The organism is Micromonospora alfalfae (assembly GCF_022230925.1).
Taxonomy (GTDB): Bacteria; Actinomycetota; Actinomycetes; order Mycobacteriales; family Micromonosporaceae; genus Micromonospora; species Micromonospora alfalfae.
In genome coordinates this window covers 164566-181714 of record NZ_JAKKFH010000045.1, presented here as the reverse complement: position 1 = coordinate 181714, position 17149 = coordinate 164566, and the positions used below count along the sequence as shown (strand labels likewise).

Here is a 17149-nt window from a genome sequence, read left to right as displayed (position 1 = left end):
GATGCTCCAGGGACACGGCCACCCGTCCGGAGCAGTGCTGTTCTACACGTTCCCCCCGTGGTTGTCGTGCTTGCCCGACTGCCACAGATCCACCCCTGGCGTCGGCCCGGTGGCGCGGCGCCGATCGGTCTCGATCAGTGTGGCCGTCGATGCTGACGTGGGCGTAGCCAGCCATCTTCGCGGCCAGCAACACCGAGTGCAGACCGGGCGCCTGGGCGGCGAGCACGGTGAGGCCCTCAAGCAGGTACGCGCACCCGGTCGGCCGGCTGATCGTGTTGTCCTTGGCCAGTTGCGAGATGCGGGTGCCGTCGACCATCCACCGGATCACCAGGGCAGCCTGCTTGAAACAGCCCAACGACCGGGTCCCGGCGCGGGTGGCCAGCCGCTGCCCTTCGACGTGCGGAAGGCCGGACAGGAACGAGACGGTCGCCTCGCGTACGGGCAGGATGGCGGTGTATATGAATTCGCAGCGACGCAGAACCTCGATGACGGTGATCCCGGGAAGGACTACCTTCATAGCGAGGTTCTGCGTCTTTTCATTGCACCGCGACAGATCCGGCCGCGTCTGGACCGCCAACCACGTCGGCCACTCCAAGAAAGGTGATGACTACGTGTTGATACAGGGAGTCGCGAAACCTTCCCTGGTAGTCATTCCGAGGGTCGCAGCGAATGCCTGGTTGCAGTACTTCCGACCATTAGAGCCAGCAGTGCTTACACTCGAAATGCACGACTTGCCTCTTCCGCATCCAGTCTCATGCGTTGTCACAATTCCGCCGACCTGGGCGGTCGCGATTCTGGCGCGACTGGTGTAGCCAAGTTGCTCACCCGAACATGTGACCCTAGTAGAGGCCTCGATGTAGCCGTTCCACGTTTGGCCGATCCAGGCCCAGCCGGCGCATTTACCGGTATCGAGCGGTGAAACCTCCACCGAGAAGTTCGAGGAAGCTTGAACGCGATAATCTGGGTCGGCGGCCGCCCCGGCCGCCAGCGCGGGGGAAGCCGGGACCATCATTAGAACAGTAGCCGCGAAAATTGCCGAGAGCAGCGGACGGAGGCGCCGAAAATTGCTCTTGTGAATTTTCATCCTGCAACCCTATGTGCAATATTTATTGCCGTCAAGGGCAGCGACGATGTGACTGTCTCGGTGAAAAGCTTGCCGAGCCGACTCCTTGCAGGTCAGGCGAGTTTCACGAGTCTTGAAAATCGATGAGGCCGGGGCCTGAGGTGCGACAGCATTTAACCAAGGCCCAATGCGTCGACCAGGAGACCGACCTATTCTGTTTCCCCCTCCACGATTCTGCTCAGGCTGCACCGCTGCCCATGCCGCACCCCGCAAGTGCGGGAGATCCTCGTCCTGCACCACATCCGACAATCGCCACGCGCCGTAGAAACCGCGCAGTCTCAGATGCGCCCGGTGAACCGTCGTCGACACAGCGAAGCGGTCAGCGGGCGATCTCGGTGACCCGGGACTCGCGGACCACTGTGACCCGGATCTGACCCGGGTAGGTCAGCTCCTCCTCGATCTGCTTGGCCACGTCGCGGGCCAGCACTGCCGCCCCGATGTCGTCGACGTCGTCCGGCTTGACCATCACCCGGATCTCGCGGCCGGCCTGCATGGCGAAGACCTTGTCCACGCCGAGCTTGCCGGCGGCGATCTCCTCGATCCGCTCCAGCCGCTTGACGTACGCCTCCAGGCTCTCCCGGCGCGCGCCCGGCCGCCCACCCGAGCAGGCGTCGGAAGCCTGGGTGAGCACGGCCTCGATGGTCTGCGGGGGCACCTCGTTGTGGTGCGCCTCGATGGCGTGCACCACGTCCTCGTGCTCGCCGTACTTGCGGGCCAGGTCCGCGCCGATGATGGCGTGGCTGCCCTCCACCTCGTGGGTGAGCGCCTTGCCGATGTCGTGCAGGAACGCCGACCGTTTGATGATGGGCACGTCCAACCGCAGCTCGGCGGCCATGATGCCGGCGATGTGGGCGGTCTCGACCAGGTGCTTGAGCACGTTCTGCCCGTACGAGGTGCGGTAGCGCAGCCGGCCGAGCAGGGTCACCAGCTCCGGGTGGATCTCGGTGATCCCGACCTCGACCAGGGCGTCCTCGGCGGCGCGGAGGCAGAGCTGCTCCACCTCCTGCCGGGCCAGGTCGTAGACCTCCTCGATCCGGTGCGGGTGGATGCGCCCGTCCAGGACCAGCTTCTCCAGGGTCACCCGGCCCACCTCGCGACGGACCGGGTCGAAGCAGGAGAGCAGCACCGCCTCGGGGGTGTCGTCGATGATCAGGTTGACGCCGGTCACCGACTCGAAGGCGCGGATGTTGCGTCCCTCCCGGCCGATGATCCGCCCCTTCATCTCGTCACCGGGCAGGTGCAGGACGCTGACCACGCTCTCCGCGGTCTGTTCGCTGGCGACCCGCTGGATCGCGTCCACCACTATGTGCCGGGCCCGCTGCTCGGCGGTGTTGCGCGCGTCGGACTCGATGTCCCGCACGAGCAGCGCCGCTTCCCTCTTGGCAGACGTCTCGATGGCCTCGACCAGCTCCATTCGGGCGGAGTCGGCGGTGAGCCCGGCGACCCGCTCCAGCTCCCGGCGGCGCAGCTCCTCCGACTCGGTCAGCTCGGCCTCCCGCTGGGAGAGCGCGGCCTCCCGGCCGGCGAGGGCGGCCTTCGCGGCGGTGAGCTGCCGCTCCCGCTCGGCGAACCGCTCCACCTCCTCGGTGTGCATCCGCTCCCGCTCGTCCATCCGAGCGGCCCGACGTTCCACCTCGGCGGCCTGCTCCCGGGTGGTGGCGGCGAGCACCGCGACCTCCCGCTCGCCGCTGCGCCGGGCTGCCGTCCGCAACTGTTCGGCGTCCGCCTCGGCCTGCTTGTGGGCGCGTTCCAGAACGGTGTCCGCCTCGGCCCGGGCGTCGTCGAGGACCCGACGCGCCTCGGCGCGGGCTGCCTTCGCCTCGGCCTTCGCCGCCGCCGCCTCGGTACGGGCCGCTGCGGCCGCTGACTTCGCCACGTCGATGGTGCTGTTCGCCTCGTCGGCTGCGGTCCGCAGGGCGGCGAGGGACTGCTCCTGGCGGTCCTTCTCGGCGATGAAGGCGGGATCCTCCGGAGCCGGCGCGGCGCCCACCCGGCGCAGTGTCCGGATGCCGACCAGCACGGCCCCGATCACCACCACCGCGAGGACGAGGACGGCCGCGAGGAGCACGACGTCGAACGCGTTCATGCCGGGACCCCGTCGGGTCTACCGATGAACCTGTGCCGCCGCCCCGCCATGGCCGCCTCCCCTAACGTCGAGACCGCAGCGACCGTGCCGGGGGCACACTCCTGCGGCTGTGGACGCCCGACCGGAGCGGCTGGCCGTGGGTAGCTTTCTCCGCCGGCGGTGCCCGTGGGCAGCGTCGGCGACCGGGTGCAGTTGTCGCAGCGTTCCGGACCGGCCAGTCCGGATCTGCCGCCAAAGGCCGCGGAGTCGGCCAAAGTGATGCTGTTCTGTTACGCGATCTATGTTGTGCGCTTAGCCTGCGCTGGTCGGGCAATGTGAGCCTGTATGGCGAGGCTAGGTCGCCGGGGGTGCTCTGGTCAAGGACTCATGATCAAACCCCCCGAACGGAGAGAAGTTGAACCGTCACCGCGTGCTGATATCACGCCGGACAGGAAGGGACAAACTCCGCGAGGTGTGCCGCCCCCTGGACGTGTCGGGCCTGCTCAGCGCCGTTCAGGCGGCCGTCAGCCACTGCGACGACCGAGCAAGGTGTGACTGATCCGTCTCACCAGAGGTCAGCTGGCTCCGACCGCCACCGCCGCCGCGACCAGCGCCGCGTTGTCCGCGGCGGGTGAGCCGTCCGGCAGACACAGAGTGTCCTCAAGCCCGATTCGGGTGCCCAGACCCCGGCGTACCGCCTCGGCGAGGACCGGCCAGGTCGCCGGACCCTCGCCGTGCAACAGCACCGACGGCGCGCCCGCCGGCAGCGCGGCGAGAATCCGGGAGGCGTCCGCCAACGCGACAGCCACGTCCTCGGCCATGCACTCGACCAGAACCCGCCCGGCCGGCACCCGCCACCGCCGGTACGCCGCTACCGCGTCGAGCGTCCACAGCCCCGCCTCGACGAGCACACCGCGCCCGTGCAGGGCGGCCGCGACCGCCTCGGCACCGGGCTCGTGCACGTTGACCGAAGCGAAGTCGGGCAGCACCGGCCAGGCCCGGACGGCGGCCACGCGGGCAGCCGGATCCGGCGTGATCCAGGCGCCGGTGCTCACCCCGACCGGCAGCCCCGGCCGAGCGGCACGGATCGCGGTCAGCGCGTCGGCGATCACCGCCGGCCGCAGCGACTCGGCGCCGGCCTCGTCGCGGGGATGGACGTGCACGGCCGCGACGCCGAGCGTCGCGCAGCGGGCCGCATCGGCGGCCAACTCCGCCGCCGTGAGCGGCACTGCCGGATGGGCCTCCCGGCCGTGCCCACCGTTCAGACATGCCTTCAACATCGGGCCCGCACCTCCATCGGGAGTCGCAGCGGACCGCTCACTCGACCAGACGGTTGTCGCGCTCCAACTCGCCCTCGGCGTCGGCGAGCGCATCGGCGTCGATCTGCTCGGCGAACTCGGCCGCCTCGGCGCTCTGCGCGGCGAGGGCGTCCTTCACCGCCCGGATGGCCACACCAGGCGGGTAGCCCTTGCGGGCCAGCATGCCCACCAGCCGGCGGAAGACCGCGTCCGGCTCGCCCCGGGCCGTGCGCAGCTTGCGCTCCACCAGGCCACGGGCGGTGTCCGCCTCGGTCTCCTCGTCCAGCTCATCCAACGCCTCGGTGGCCACCTCGCCGTCCACGCCCTTGCGGCGCAGCTCGTTGGCGAGCGCCCGGCGAGCGAGGCCGCGCCCGGCGTGCCGACTGGACACCCAGGCCCGGGCGAACGCGGCGTCGTCGATGATGCCGACCTCGTCATACCGGTCGAGCACCTCGGCCGAGACCTCCTCGGAGATGCCCCGCTTGGCCAACGCCCCGGCCAGCTCGGCCCGGGTGCGGGGCCGGACGGCAAGCTGGCGCAGGCAGATCTCGCGGGCCAACTCGGACTCGTCGCGCGGAGGGGCCGGAGACTCGACGGTGTCGGCCTCCTCGGACCGACCTCGGCGGCCTCGTCGAGGGCGGGGCGCATCGGTGGCGTCGCCCGTACGAGGCGGACTGGCATCCCAGCCCCGCCCCGTACGAGCGCGTCGTCCTGCCATGGGTCAGCGACCGGTCAGAAGTCGACCGGCGGCAGCTCCGGGCCACCGGCGGCGTCACCCGCGCCGACCCCGACGCCGAGCTTCTCCAGGATCTTCTTCTCGATCTCGGCGGCCACGTCCGGGTTTTCCTTCAGGAACTCCCGGGCCTTCTCCTTGCCCTGGCCGAGCTGGTCGCCGTCGTACGTGTACCACGCTCCGGACTTGCGGATGATCGCCTGCTCCACGCCGACGTCGATCAGCGAGCCCTCACGCGAGATGCCCTTGCCGTACATGATGTCGAACTCGGCCTGCTTGAACGGCGCGGCGACCTTGTTCTTCACGACCTTGACCCGGGTGCGGTTACCGACCACGTCGGTGCCGTCCTTGAGGCTCTCGATGCGTCGCACGTCGAGCCGGACCGAGGCGTAGAACTTCAGCGCCCGACCACCGGTGGTGGTCTCCGGGCTGCCGAACATGACGCCGATCTTTTCCCGCAGCTGGTTGATGAAGATCGCCGTGGTGCCGGTGTTGCTGAGCACACCGGTGATCTTCCGGAGCGCCTGGCTCATCAGCCGGGCCTGGAGGCCCACGTGGCTGTCGCCCATCTCGCCCTCGATCTCGGCGCGTGGCACCAGGGCCGCCACCGAGTCGATCACGATGATGTCCAGAGCGCCGGAGCGGATCAGCATGTCCGCGATCTCCAGCGCCTGCTCGCCGGTGTCCGGCTGGGAGACCAGCATCGCGTCGGTGTCGACGCCGAGGGCCTTCGCGTACTCCGGGTCGAGCGCGTGCTCGGCGTCGATGAAGGCGGCGATGCCGCCGTTGCGCTGGGCGTTGGCCACCGCGTGCAGTGCCACGGTGGTCTTACCGCTGGACTCGGGGCCGTAGATCTCGACCACCCGGCCACGGGGCAGGCCGCCAATGCCGAGGGCCACGTCGAGCGCGATGGAGCCGGTCGGAATGATTGCGGTCTGGACGACCGGCCGGTCACCCAGCCGCATCACCGAGCCCTTGCCGAATTGCTTGTCAATCTGAGCGAGAGCAAGGTCGAGTGCCTTCTCCCGGTCAGGCCCTGCTGCCATGGTTGCCACCCCTGCCTTCGCCGGCGTCTTTGCTGAGCTTCGCGTCACGCGGACACGCTAGGCGCTAGGTCCGACAGAAAACCAGCCGACGGGCCGCGAGCTGTGGACGAGCACCCCGCTGTGGACAATAGCCGAACAGGTGTACGACTAGACAAGCGACACGCGGAACCGGCGAAAAGGCTGCTCAGCGTAGTCGAGCGGGCACCCGGTCGGGGTACGCGGCGCACACCGCCCGCCACACCACGTGCGTCTGCTCCCCCGATGCCAGGGCCTGCTCGATGGTCCGCCCGCCGAGCTGGGACAGCACCTGATCGCGGGCGATGCTGGCCGCATAGCCGGGCCCGAACGCCTCGTCCAGCCGCGTCCAGAAATCGGTCAGCCGCACAGTGATCAGCCCTCCTCGTCCGGTGCCCCGGTCGGCACCGGGCGCAACGCTAGCGCCACCAGGGGCACCGCCGCGACCGCCGCGAGCAGGGTGAGCACGGGATATCCGGCGAACTGCATGACAAACCCGCTGACCACTGCGGCGCCGGCCCCGGCCAACCCCATGATCAGGTCGGACAGCCCCTGGACGCTCGGCCGCACCTCCGCCGCCACCGACTCGGACAGCAGGGTCGAGCCGGCCACCATCGTCCCCGACCAGCCCAACCCGAGCAGAACCAGACCGACCGAGAGTCGAGGCGTGTGATGCCCGGCGGTGCCGGCGACAGCGCAGGCGGCCAGCAGCAGCCCGACCCCACCGAGGATCACCGCCCGTCGACCGAACCGGTCGGTGAGCCACCCGACCACCGGGGAGAACGCGTACATGCCGGCGATGTGCAGGCTCAGCACGATGCCGACCAGCCGCAACACGTCGGCGTCGGCGTGCGACTCACCGAGCCGGACCGGAGTCATCGCCATCACCGCCACCATCACCAGGTGACCCACCGCCACGGCGGCGATGCCGAGTCGGGCGGCGGGCTGTCCGCGTACCACCGACCAGGCCGCACGCATCCCGGCGCCGCGCGGCGCGCGGCGCGCGACCGGCACGGTGGCCGGGGTCGCGCCGCCACCTGCCGCCGGCGCCTCGGCCGCCACCGCTGTCGCCGTCGCATCGGCGGCCGGCGGCACATCGGCGGCCGGTGCGTCGGCCGCCGCGAGCCGCCGCGCCGTGAGCAGCGGGTCGGGCCGGAGCAACCCGAGGAGTACGACGGCAGCCAGCACGAACGCTGCCGCGCTGAACGCGAACGGGCCGGCCAGCGGGGGCAACCCCCAGCCGGTGGTGACCCGGTCGGCCAGCGCGGCGAAGTTCGGCGCGGCCACCGCACCGATGGTGGTGGCCCAGACGATCAGGGAGAGCTGCCGCCCCCGGCGGGCCGGCTCGGCGAGATCCACCGCCGTGTAACGGGCCTGGAGATTCGCTGCGGTGCCCCCGCCGAAGAGCAGCATGCCGAGGAAGAGCAGCGGCACCCAGCGGGTGGCAGCGGCCAGCACCACCAGCAGGCCACCGACGGCGCCTACCGCGTACGCCAGCACCAGACCCGGCCGGCGGCCGTGCCGCGCCATGATGCGGGTGACCGGGACGGCGAGCAGCGCGGCGCCGACCACCCCGGCGCTCTGCGCGACACCGGCCACCGCGGTCCCGGCGATCCGGGCCGCGAGCAGCGCGCCCACGGCGATGCCGATGGTCACACCGACCCCGCCGATGATCTGGGTGGTGAAGAGCAGCCGCAGGGTACGCCGCTGGATCGACGCGACGTCGGGTCGGGCTGCGGTACGCGGCGCGGTCAGGTCGGTCGCCATCGGCGCTCCTGTCGGAAGGGGTGCCTCATCCTCGCGCACCCGCACCGACCAGCGGCAGTGGGTTTCGCCGGAACGGGGTCGCCCACACCCATGTGCCGGGTGAGCGGCGCTGTTGACCACCGTCAAGGACGTGTTCAGCGGGATCACGGCGGGCGGCTGAGCCGTTCTATCCAGGCGATCCTGGTGTTTCCGGTGGGTTGGGAGCGTCCAGCAGGGATGCCAGCCGACCGATCCGAGTCAGTGTGAGCGCGGCGACGGCCGCACTGACGGCGGCGACCACGCCGAAGATCACCGCGAAGCCCTCGTTGTCGGCGGCGAGCAGAGCCAGCAGGATCAGCCCGAGGGAGATGCCCAGGACGGACAGCAGCGCCGCCCAGGTGGCCCGCCGCTGCCCGGCGAGATAGCCGGGCAGGTCGGCCCGTACCGTGTCGTCCTCGGGCACGGCGCCGGTGCGCACTGCCTGGCGCAACGGGTACCCCTCGGGATCCTGCCGGGCCTCGCCCACCGCGCGCTGCCCCAGATAGATCGAGGGGCCGATCCATACGGTGTTCAGAGCGGCGCCCAGTACGGCCTCGACAAGTGACTCCTGTCGGTCGAAGAGCCAGCGCAGCGGCAGCCCGATGAGCACCGTCATCGGCACCCAGTACACGGCCATGAGCTGCAAACCGGTCGCCCGCTCGAAGAACCGCCTCACTCCCCCGCGACGCCCGGCGGCGGCCACGGCCGGCGCATCCGCACGACGCTCCACATTGTCTACGCCCATCGACCCCCGTTACCCACGCACGCGATCCGCGACGCACTGTCAATCTTGGACAGTTTCCGTCATCGGCTGACGGAAAGTGTCCAAGATCTGAACAGGTCACTGCGGCGCGCACTGCCGCTCGCGGGTCGCCGGTCAGCCGGGCAGGGCGCGGGTGACGACGGTGAGGTCGGCGACCAGGCCCTCGTACGCCTTGTCCTGGTCGTCGGCCCGCAGGACGGCGGACGGGTGGATGGTGGCCAGCAGCCGAGCCTGCGGCGCGTCGGCCCGCTTTCCGGCGTTGTCCACCGGCACCTGTTCGAAGTCCGCGGGGTGTTGGGCCGACTCCGGCCAGGGCAGCAGCTCGCCCCGCTGCCGGGTGACCCGGAAGGACGGGCCGAGCAGCGCCTTGGCGGCGGTAGCGCCGAGCACCACCACGACCTCCGGACGCAGCCGGGCGAACTCGGCGACCAACCAGGGGCGGCAGGCGGTGATGTGCACCTGGTTCGGGGTCTGGTGGATCCGCCGCTTGCCGCGCAGCTCAAAGCGGAAGTGTTTTACGGCATTGGTGAGGTAGAGGTGACCCGGGTCCAGCCCGGCGTCGTCGACCGCGCGGCGCAGCAGGCGTCCGGCCGGGCCGACGAAGGGCAGCCCCTTCTGGTCCTCCATGTCGCCGGGCTGCTCGCCGACCAGCACCACGCGGGCGCTCTCGTCGCCGCGACCGAAGACCGTCTGCGAGGCGTCCCGGTACAGCTCGCAGCCCCGGCAGGCGCCGGCGGCGGTACGCAGGTCGTCGATGGTGTCGGCGTCGGGCGGGATGAACCGCTGGGCGCCCGGAGCGCTCCCGGTCTGCTCGGCCATGCCGACTGTTATATACCCGTTCGATGCTCGCCGCCGGATACGCCCCGGCACCCCGGCCACGACGCGTCAGTACCCGTTTCCGCCTCCGTCGCCGCCGGACGCGATCGCGATCAGCACGATGATGACGATGATGATCGCCACCGCCACCGCGATCCAGATCCCCTTACGAGCCCCACCAGAAGCCATGTCCCCCACCTCCGGGCGCCCGCATACCCGTCCCCGCCGCCCCGAATCCCCGCGATCTTGCACTTTCTGCCCGGACCAATATGCACAGGTCCGACATTCGGCCAACACAAACTGCAAGATCGCGGGGGGCGGGGGGCGGGGGCGGGGGCGCGGGGGCGCGGGGGCGCGGGGGCGCGGGGGCGCGGGGGCGCGGGGGCGCGGGGGCGCGGGGGGGGTTAGGTGGGGAAGCCCTGGGAGGGGGGTGGGTTTTCGGCTTGGGCCAGGGCCGCCGCCAAGGGGGCCAGGTCGGCGGCGTCCAGGGAGCTGACTGTGATGCGCAGGGCGGGCGGGGCGGCGATCCGGTAGAGCGCGCCGGGGGCCACCGCCCAACCCGCGTCGCGGAGCGCGGTCACCGTGCTGGTCTCGTCCGCGACCGGCAGCCAGACGTTGATGCCGCTGCGACCGTGTGCGGTCAGGCCGTGCTCGGCCAGCGCGGCGAGCAACCCATCGCGGCGCTGCTCGTAGCTCTGCGCCGCCCGCTGCACCAACTCGGTGACCGCCGGGTCCCGCCACAGGGCGAGTACCAGGCGTTGCAGCACCGTGGAGACCCAGCCGGCGCCGACCCGGGTACGGCCGCTCACCCGGGCCACTGTCGTCTCGTCGCCGACCAGCACCGCCATCCGCAGGTCCGGGCCGAAGGGCTTGCTCACCGAACGGAGGAAGGCCCAACTCGCTGTCGCACCGGCGAGCGGGTGCAGGGGTACGCGGGCCAGTTCGGCCGCGTGGTCGTCCTCGATCAGCAGCAGGTCCCGTCGGCCGGCGAGCAGTGTCCGCAGCGCCTCGGCGCGGGCCGCGGAGACGGCGGCGCCGGTCGGATTTTGCGCCCGGCTGGTGACGATCAGCGCCCGCGCTCCGGCGGCGAGCGCCGCGGCCACCCCGGCGACCAGCGGCCCCTCGTCGTCCAGTGGTACGCCGATCGGGCGCAGGCCCAGCGCGGCGACCAGGTCGAGCAGGTTGGCCCAGCCCGGGTCCTCGACCGCCACCGCGTCGCCGGGGCGCAGGTGGGCGCCGAGCAACCGCTCGATGCCGTCCAGCGCACCGCCGGTGAGCGTCAACTCCCCGGCCGGTACGCCGTCGGCGCGCAGCCGGGCACGGGCCACCTCGGCCAGTTCGGGCAGCACTCCGGCATCGGAGTAACCGACCGAAGGGCCGTTCTCGATGGCGAGCGCCGCCAGGTGCGGGCCCAGCGGGGGCAGCAGACGGGGGTCGGGTTCACCCCGGGACAGGTCTCGGGCACCGGGCAACGGTGGGGGGCGCAGCGCGGAGCGGCGGGCGGCCACCGGCGGGCGGGGGCGTACCCGGGTGCCGTGCCGACCGGCGGTGGCGAGCAGGCCGCGCTGGCGCAACTCCCGGTAGGCGCGGGCGACGGTGGCGGGGCTGACCCCCAACTCGGCGGCGAGTGCCCGCACGGGCGGCAGCGCGGCCCCCGGTGACAGGGCGCCGGTACGGATGCCCGACTCGATGCTGGCCGAAATCTCGACGGCTGTCGTACCGGTGAGCTGATAGCGTGCTGACACAAATAAGAGATTGTACTAGAACAAAGGGGCGCGCGCATGTATCCACCCACCGCCCGGACCACACCCCACCGCTCCCGCGACAAGATGAGCTACGACCAGGCCGCCGCCCACGCCCTGCTCGACGAGGCGTACGACTGCGCGCTCAGCTTCACAGTCGACGGCCAGCCACGGGTGCTGCCCACCCTGCACGTCCGCATCGGCGACACGCTCTACCTGCACGGCTCCACCGGCAGTCGGCCGCTGCTCGCCGCCCGGGGCGACGACGGGTTGCCGGTCTGCGTCGCGGTGACACTGCTCGACGGGCTCGTCTACGCCCGCTCCCAGTTCCACCACAGCGCCAACTACCGCTCGGTCGTCGCGCACGGCACCGCCCGACTGGTCACCGACGAGCGGGAGAAGCTCGCCATGCTCACCGCGCTGGTCGAGAAGGTCGGCGCGGGACGCAGCACCGCCACCCGTCCGCCCAGCCGTCGCGAACTGGCCGAGACCGCCGTACTGGCACTGCCACTGCGCGAGGTGTCCGTCCGGGCGCGCACCGGCGGCGTCCGCGAGGACGAGGCCGACCTGGACCTGCCGCACTGGGCCGGCGTACTGCCGCTGCGACTGACCGCCGGGGCGCCCGAGCCGGACGCCGGAGTCACCGCGCCGCTGCCGGCATACCTGCGCACGCCCCGCACGCCCTGGCACGACCCGGTGCAGCTGCACGGCGAGCACGTTCGGCTGGAGCCGCTGGAGCTGGCCCACACCGACGAGTTGCACGCCGCCACAGCGGACCCCGTGGTGTGGCGGCACCTCAGCGTCGCGCCGCCCACCGCCCCCGCCGAAACGGCCGAGGTGATCGGCACCGCCCTGGCCGCCCAGCACCGGGGCGAACGGGTGGCCTGGGTGCAGCGGTGCGCCACGACCGGGGCGGTGGTGGGCAGCACCTCCTACTACGACATCGACCCGGAGCGGCGGGCGGTGGCCATCGGGCACACCTTCCTCGGCCGGCAGTGGTGGCGTACCGGAATCAACACCGAGGCCAAGCTGCTGCTGCTCAGCCGGGCCTTCGACGACCTGGGCGCGGTACGGGTCGCCTGGCACACCGACATCCGCAACGTCCGCTCCCAGGCGGCCATCGAACGGCTCGGCGCGACCCGGGAAGGGGTGCTGCGGATGCACCGGCAACGCCCGGACGGCTCCTGGCGGGACACCGTGCAGTACGCGATGACAGTCGACGAGTGGCCGAACGCACAGGCCAGGCTGCGAGAAAGACTTCTGCGGACGGCACCGGTGGCGTGATGATGGCGGGCGTGCTGGGGATCACCGACATCTGGACGTACGTGCTGGGCACCGTGGCCATCATCCTGCTGCCCGGGCCGAACTCACTCTTCGTGCTCTCCACGGCGGCCAAGCGGGGCGTCGCGGTCGGCTACCGGGCCGCCGGAGGCGTGTTCGTCGGCGACGGGGTGCTGATGTTCCTCTCCGCCGCCGGGGTGGCGTCGCTGCTCAAGGCGTACCCGCCGCTGTTCATGGTGATCAAGTACGCCGGTGCCGCGTACCTCGGTTATGTAGGGGTGACCATGCTGCTCGGCGCCGTGCGGCGCTGGCGCGACCGCAACGACCCGAGCACGCCGCGGCTCATCGACGCCGCGGAGCCGGCGGCGATGCGCAGCCCGTTCCGCAAGGCGCTGGTGATCAGCCTGCTGAACCCGAAGGCGATCCTGTTCTTCATCTCGTTCTTCATCCAGTTCGTCGACCCCGGCTACGCCTGGCCGGCGCTGTCGTTCCTGCTGCTCGGGCTGATCGCGCAGGTGACCAGCGCGCTCTACCTGACCGCGTTGATCTTCGCGGGCACCTTCCTGGCCGCCCAGTTCCGCCAACGCCGCCGCCTGGCGGCGGGTGGCACCACGGCCGTGGCAGCCCTGTTCCTGGCCTTCAGCCTCAAGCTGGCCACCGCCAGCGCCGGCTAACCCCCACCCCGCCGGCCAGCCCGCCGCGATCTTGCACTTTCGGTCGTCGAAACGCGCACTCTGAGCTGGTTTGTCGCCGCAGAAACTGCAAGATCGCGGGGGTGGGAGGGCGGGGGCGCGGGTGGGGGTGGGGTGGGGGTGGGGTTAGGTGCCGTCGCCGCCGGAGCCGCCGCCTCCCACGCCCGCGCCGCCGGCGGTGCCGCCCAGGCCGTAGCCCGGGCGGATCGGCTCGTCGGGATGGCGGCTGACGTGGGCGGACCCGGTGATCTGCGCGGACCAGTCGGCGTGCGCGGCCGCGGCGGCGTGCCGGTTGATCGCCTGGCGGATCCAGCCGTCGACGGTGGCGACCCAGTCCCGCCGGTCGGCGTCCTCGTGCCAGATCCGGAACCGGCTGATGCTCTGGTGGGTGATTCCGGCCAGCGCCAGCCGGCGATCCATCCAGAGGATCGCCTCCAGGCCCGCCGAGTTGGTCACGAAGATCACTTCCAGCTCGGTGATCGGGCCGGCGTAGAGCGGCCCCACCCAGTAACCCCAGCGTTGGTGCAACGGCAGGGTGTGCTCCACCCCCGGCAACCCGCCCTCCTGCAACCCGGACTGGCGGATCATGAAGCCCAGCGTGTCCAGCGCCGCCAGCACGTGCTGCTGGGTGGGGATCGGATGCACGAACACCGGCACCATCGCCCCCTGGTCGAGGTCGGGGTCGAGCGACACTTCGGTCCGCAGGCCCATCCGCAGGCTCAGCAGCGGCACCCCGCCGAAGGTGGTCACCGGGGTCTCCCACGGCAGCGGGAACGCGAAGTCGACGGCCCGCCGCCGACCGGCCGGTACGACGAACCGGCCGGCGATCGGCAGGTGGTGAAACTGCATGAGACGTCGGGCCGCGGCCGGATCGTCCGGCTCGACAGTGGTGACGAGGCCAAGTCGGATGTGCCGCACCAGCACGTCCTCCGGGCCGGCCGCGAGGGTCACCCGCCCGGGCAGGCGCAGGCCCGGGCGGGTACTCGGGTTGGGCAGCGTGGTCTGCACGGAGAGCCCGGTGCCACCGGATTCCGGTGACACTCCCGTCAGCCGCACCGCGCGCCCCCTCCCGGGACGGGGCCCCGCCGGCCCCACCAGGCGCGCCTACCCGGTCGGGGTCGGCTCAAGCCCGCCGCCGGGGCGAGCGTTGACCCGGCCGCACTTCATCAGTGCGGCCGGGTCGGCAGGTCAGCGCAACCGACGCCCGCGCGGAACCGTGTCGGTCTCGTCGTCGAACTCCCCGATGACCTCCTCGAGGAGGTCCTCCAGGGCCACGAACCCGATCGGCCGGGCCGGGCCACCGCCATTGCGGACCAGCGCGAGCTGCGACTGCCGGGCCCGCATCGCCGCCACCGCCTCGGTGACCGAGGACGTCGCCGGCAGGGTGAACGCGGGGGTCATCAGCTCCCCGGCGGTGGCGACCCGGCCGGTGGTCACCACCCGTACCGCCTCCCGCACGTGCACGAGCCCGCACACGTCGCCCGCCTCGTCGAGTACCGCGAGCCGGGATCGGCCGCTGCCCCGGCTGACCTCTTCGATCCGCTCGGCCGGGTCGTCCCGGCGGACGGTGACCATGGTCGAGAACGGTTCCATCACCTGCGCCACCGAGGTGCCCTGCAACTCCAGCATGCTGGTCAGCAGTTGGTGCTGCTCGGCGCCGAGCAGCCCGTGCTCTCGGGACTGCTCCAGCAGGATCCGCAGCTCGTCCGGGCCGTGCACCTGGGCGAGCTGGTCCTGCTGATTGACGCCGAACAGCCGCAGGATCGCGTTGGCCAGGGCGTTCAGCGCGGAGAGCACCGGCCGGGAAACCCGGGCGAAGGCGCGGAACGGCAACGCGAGCAGCGTCGCCGAGCGCTCCGCGTCGGTGATCGCCCACGACTTCGGTGCCATCTCCCCCACCACCAGGTGCAGGAAGGTCACCACCCCGAGGGCGAAGACCAGGGCGATCAGGTGACTGGCCGCGTCCGGTATGCCCACCGCGTGCAGCAGGGGGCTGAGCAGGTGCTCGATCGCCGGCTCGGCCAGCGCGCCGAGACCCAGTGTGCACAACGTGATGCCGAGCTGCGCGCCGGCCAGCATCAGCGACAACTCGCGGACGCCGTCCAGCGCGGCGCGTGCCGCCCGGCCACCGTTCGCCGCCGCCTGCTCCAGGCGGTAGCGCTTGCTGGCCACCAGGGCGAACTCGGCGGCCACGAAGAACCCGTTCAGCGCCAGCAGGATCACCGAACTGAACAGTGCGATCCCGGGGCTCATGCGGTCACCTCGGGTTTGGTCAGCTGCAACCGCACCGAGTCGGCCACGTGCCGGTCCACGGCCAGCACCTCGACCAACGCCCGGGGCTCCATCTCGTTGTCCTCGCCGTCCGCACCCTCCGGCTGCAGGCTGATCTCCAGCCGGTCACCGACCTCGGGCACCCGGCCCAGCTCCCGCATCACCAACCCGGACAGGGTGTCGTACTCGGGGGCCTCGGGCAGGGCGATGCCGGTGCTGTCGGCGACCTCGTCGATCCGCCAGCGGGCCGGCACCACCCAGGACCCGTCGTCCTGCCGGGCCGGTGCCCGCTCCGGTGGGTCGTCCTCGTCGCGGATCGGGCCGACCAGCTCCTCGGCGATGTCCTCCAGCGTGATGACACCGGCGAAGCCGCCGTACTCGTCGACCACGCACGCCATCTGCCGGTGCCCGGACCGCAGGCGGTCGAGCACCGTCGGCAGGGGCAACGTCTCCGGCACGAGCAGCGGCGGCCCGGCCACCGCGCTCACCGGGGTGGTGGCCCGCTCCGCCGGGGGTACGCCGAGCACGTCGGCGATGCCGACGATGCCGAGCAGGTCGTCGACGCCCTCCGCACCGCGTACCGGGAAGCGGGAGTGGCCGGTGTCCAGCAGCTCGACCACCCGGCTCACCGGTTCGTGCCCCCGGACGGTGTGCACGTCGACGCGCGGCACCATGGCCTCGCCGGCTGTCAGTTCGCGGAAGTCCAGACCTCGGTCGAGCAGCGTGGACATCTCGGCATCGAGGCTGCCCTCCTCGCGGGACTCGGCGATGATCTGTTCCAGGTCCGCCGGGGTGGCGCCGCTGGGCAGTTCCTCGATCGGCTCGATGCCGATGCGGCGCAGCAGCCGGACCGAGGCCCGGTCGAAGAGCCGGATCAGCGGCCCGGCGACGGCGAGGTAGATCAGGGTGGAGCGGCTCAGCGCCCGGGCCAGTTGTTCGGCCCGGGCGATGGCCAGGTTCTTCGGGGCCAGCTCACCGAGGACCATCTGCACGATGGTGGCGATGACCAGGGCCAGCGCCACCGACAGCGGCAGGCTGACCGCCTCGCTGACGCCGGCCACGCCGAGCAGGTCGGCGAGACCACCGCCCAGGTACGGCTCGGCGACGTAGCCGACCAGCAGCGCGGTGACGGTGATGCCGAGTTGGGCACCGGAGAGCATGAAGGAGAGGCGGCTGGTGACGGTAAGGGCCCGGGCGGCGGCCTGATCGCCGTCATCGGCGAGCTGGCGCAGCTTGCCCCGGTCCACTGCCACGTAGCCGAACTCCTGCGCCACGAAGTAGCCGGTGGCGGCAGTGAGAATGGTGATCAGAAGGAGACCAACGACGATCAACACGGGTCGCTCAGGGCTCCCGGGGTCGTCGGTACGGGGATATGCCGGGCACGACCCGGCTGGCTACTGCTGCCCTCCTGGGCAGAAGAGTCGATCATGCCGTCATTTTATCGGCGCTGCCTGGGACTCCGCTGGGGGTGGGCCGAAGGAGCGCAACGTCCGGTTCAGCGGACGCCTCCAGCGTCCCG

14 protein-coding genes and 1 pseudogene are annotated in these 17149 nt (G+C 71.6%); 2 read left to right on the top strand and 13 right to left on the bottom strand.

Annotated elements, in window-relative coordinates:
- Window positions 1-45 precede the first annotated feature (45 nt).
- The 10 genes and pseudogenes from MED01_RS29830 to MED01_RS29785 form a co-directional block, all read right to left on the bottom strand.
- Window positions 46-517 (bottom strand): annotated as a pseudogene (locus tag MED01_RS29830) (hypothetical protein); the annotation flags it as partial.
- Between the two features lie 925 nt (window positions 518-1442).
- On the bottom strand, window positions 1443-3209 hold the full coding sequence (gene rny, locus MED01_RS29825; RefSeq protein WP_238671803.1) for a ribonuclease Y: 1767 nt from the start codon (window positions 3207-3209) through the stop codon (window positions 1443-1445).
- A 554-nt stretch (window positions 3210-3763) separates the two neighbouring features.
- Window positions 3764-4468 carry a 3-keto-5-aminohexanoate cleavage protein gene (locus MED01_RS29820; RefSeq protein ID WP_238671802.1) on the bottom strand — a complete coding sequence of 235 codons (705 nt, stop codon included), beginning with the start codon at window positions 4466-4468 and terminating at the stop codon, window positions 3764-3766.
- Between the two features lie 37 nt (window positions 4469-4505).
- Complete coding sequence (locus tag MED01_RS29815) at window positions 4506-5204, bottom strand: regulatory protein RecX (protein WP_238671801.1); 699 nt, start codon at window positions 5202-5204, stop codon at window positions 4506-4508.
- Window positions 5205-5218: 14 nt separating this feature from the next.
- Window positions 5219-6265, bottom strand: a complete 1047-nt coding sequence (gene recA, locus MED01_RS29810; protein ID WP_007456801.1) for a recombinase RecA — start codon at window positions 6263-6265, stop codon at window positions 5219-5221.
- A 184-nt stretch (window positions 6266-6449) separates the two neighbouring features.
- The gene (locus MED01_RS29805) at window positions 6450-6650 is read right to left on the bottom strand and encodes a DUF3046 domain-containing protein (protein WP_030489422.1); all 201 of its coding nucleotides are present in this window, start codon (window positions 6648-6650) and stop codon (window positions 6450-6452) included.
- Between the two features lie 5 nt (window positions 6651-6655).
- Window positions 6656-8047: an MFS transporter gene (locus MED01_RS29800; RefSeq protein ID WP_238671800.1), complete on the bottom strand. Its 1392-nt coding sequence runs from the start codon at window positions 8045-8047 to the stop codon at window positions 6656-6658.
- Between the two features lie 166 nt (window positions 8048-8213).
- Window positions 8214-8810: a hypothetical protein gene (locus tag MED01_RS29795; RefSeq protein ID WP_238671799.1), complete on the bottom strand. Its 597-nt coding sequence runs from the start codon at window positions 8808-8810 to the stop codon at window positions 8214-8216.
- A gap of 132 nt (window positions 8811-8942) precedes the next feature.
- Window positions 8943-9647: a UdgX family uracil-DNA binding protein gene (locus tag MED01_RS29790; RefSeq protein ID WP_238671798.1), complete on the bottom strand. Its 705-nt coding sequence runs from the start codon at window positions 9645-9647 to the stop codon at window positions 8943-8945.
- Window positions 9648-10048: 401 nt separating this feature from the next.
- Entirely contained in the window at window positions 10049-11389 is a 1341-nt protein-coding gene (locus MED01_RS29785; protein WP_238671797.1) for an aminotransferase class I/II-fold pyridoxal phosphate-dependent enzyme, read from the bottom strand.
- Between the two features lie 36 nt (window positions 11390-11425).
- Here MED01_RS29785 and MED01_RS29780 point away from each other — a divergent pair, with 36 nt between their 5' ends.
- Window positions 11426-12670 (top strand): bifunctional pyridoxamine 5'-phosphate oxidase family protein/GNAT family N-acetyltransferase, encoded by a 1245-nt coding sequence (locus tag MED01_RS29780; RefSeq protein ID WP_238671796.1) that lies wholly within the window; start codon window positions 11426-11428, stop codon window positions 12668-12670.
- Window positions 12670-13341, top strand: coding sequence for a leucine efflux protein LeuE (gene leuE, locus MED01_RS29775; RefSeq protein ID WP_091400492.1), 672 nt, complete (start codon window positions 12670-12672; stop codon window positions 13339-13341). Before MED01_RS29780 ends, leuE begins: the two co-directional genes overlap by 1 nt.
- Before the next feature lie 144 nt (window positions 13342-13485).
- Here leuE and MED01_RS29770 read toward each other — a convergent pair whose 3' ends face one another.
- The 3 genes from MED01_RS29770 to MED01_RS29760 all read right to left on the bottom strand — a co-directional run bounded on the left by MED01_RS29770 (window position 13486) and on the right by MED01_RS29760 (window position 16964).
- The gene (locus tag MED01_RS29770; RefSeq protein WP_238671795.1) at window positions 13486-14415 is read right to left on the bottom strand and encodes a sporulation protein; all 930 of its coding nucleotides are present in this window, start codon (window positions 14413-14415) and stop codon (window positions 13486-13488) included.
- Window positions 14416-14547: 132 nt separating this feature from the next.
- Window positions 14548-15612 carry a hemolysin family protein gene (locus tag MED01_RS29765; protein ID WP_238671794.1) on the bottom strand — a complete coding sequence of 355 codons (1065 nt, stop codon included), beginning with the start codon at window positions 15610-15612 and terminating at the stop codon, window positions 14548-14550.
- Window positions 15609-16964: a hemolysin family protein gene (locus MED01_RS29760; RefSeq protein WP_238671793.1), complete on the bottom strand. Its 1356-nt coding sequence runs from the start codon at window positions 16962-16964 to the stop codon at window positions 15609-15611. The genes MED01_RS29765 and MED01_RS29760 overlap by 4 nt, the downstream gene beginning before the upstream one ends.
- Window positions 16965-17149 lie beyond the last annotated feature (185 nt).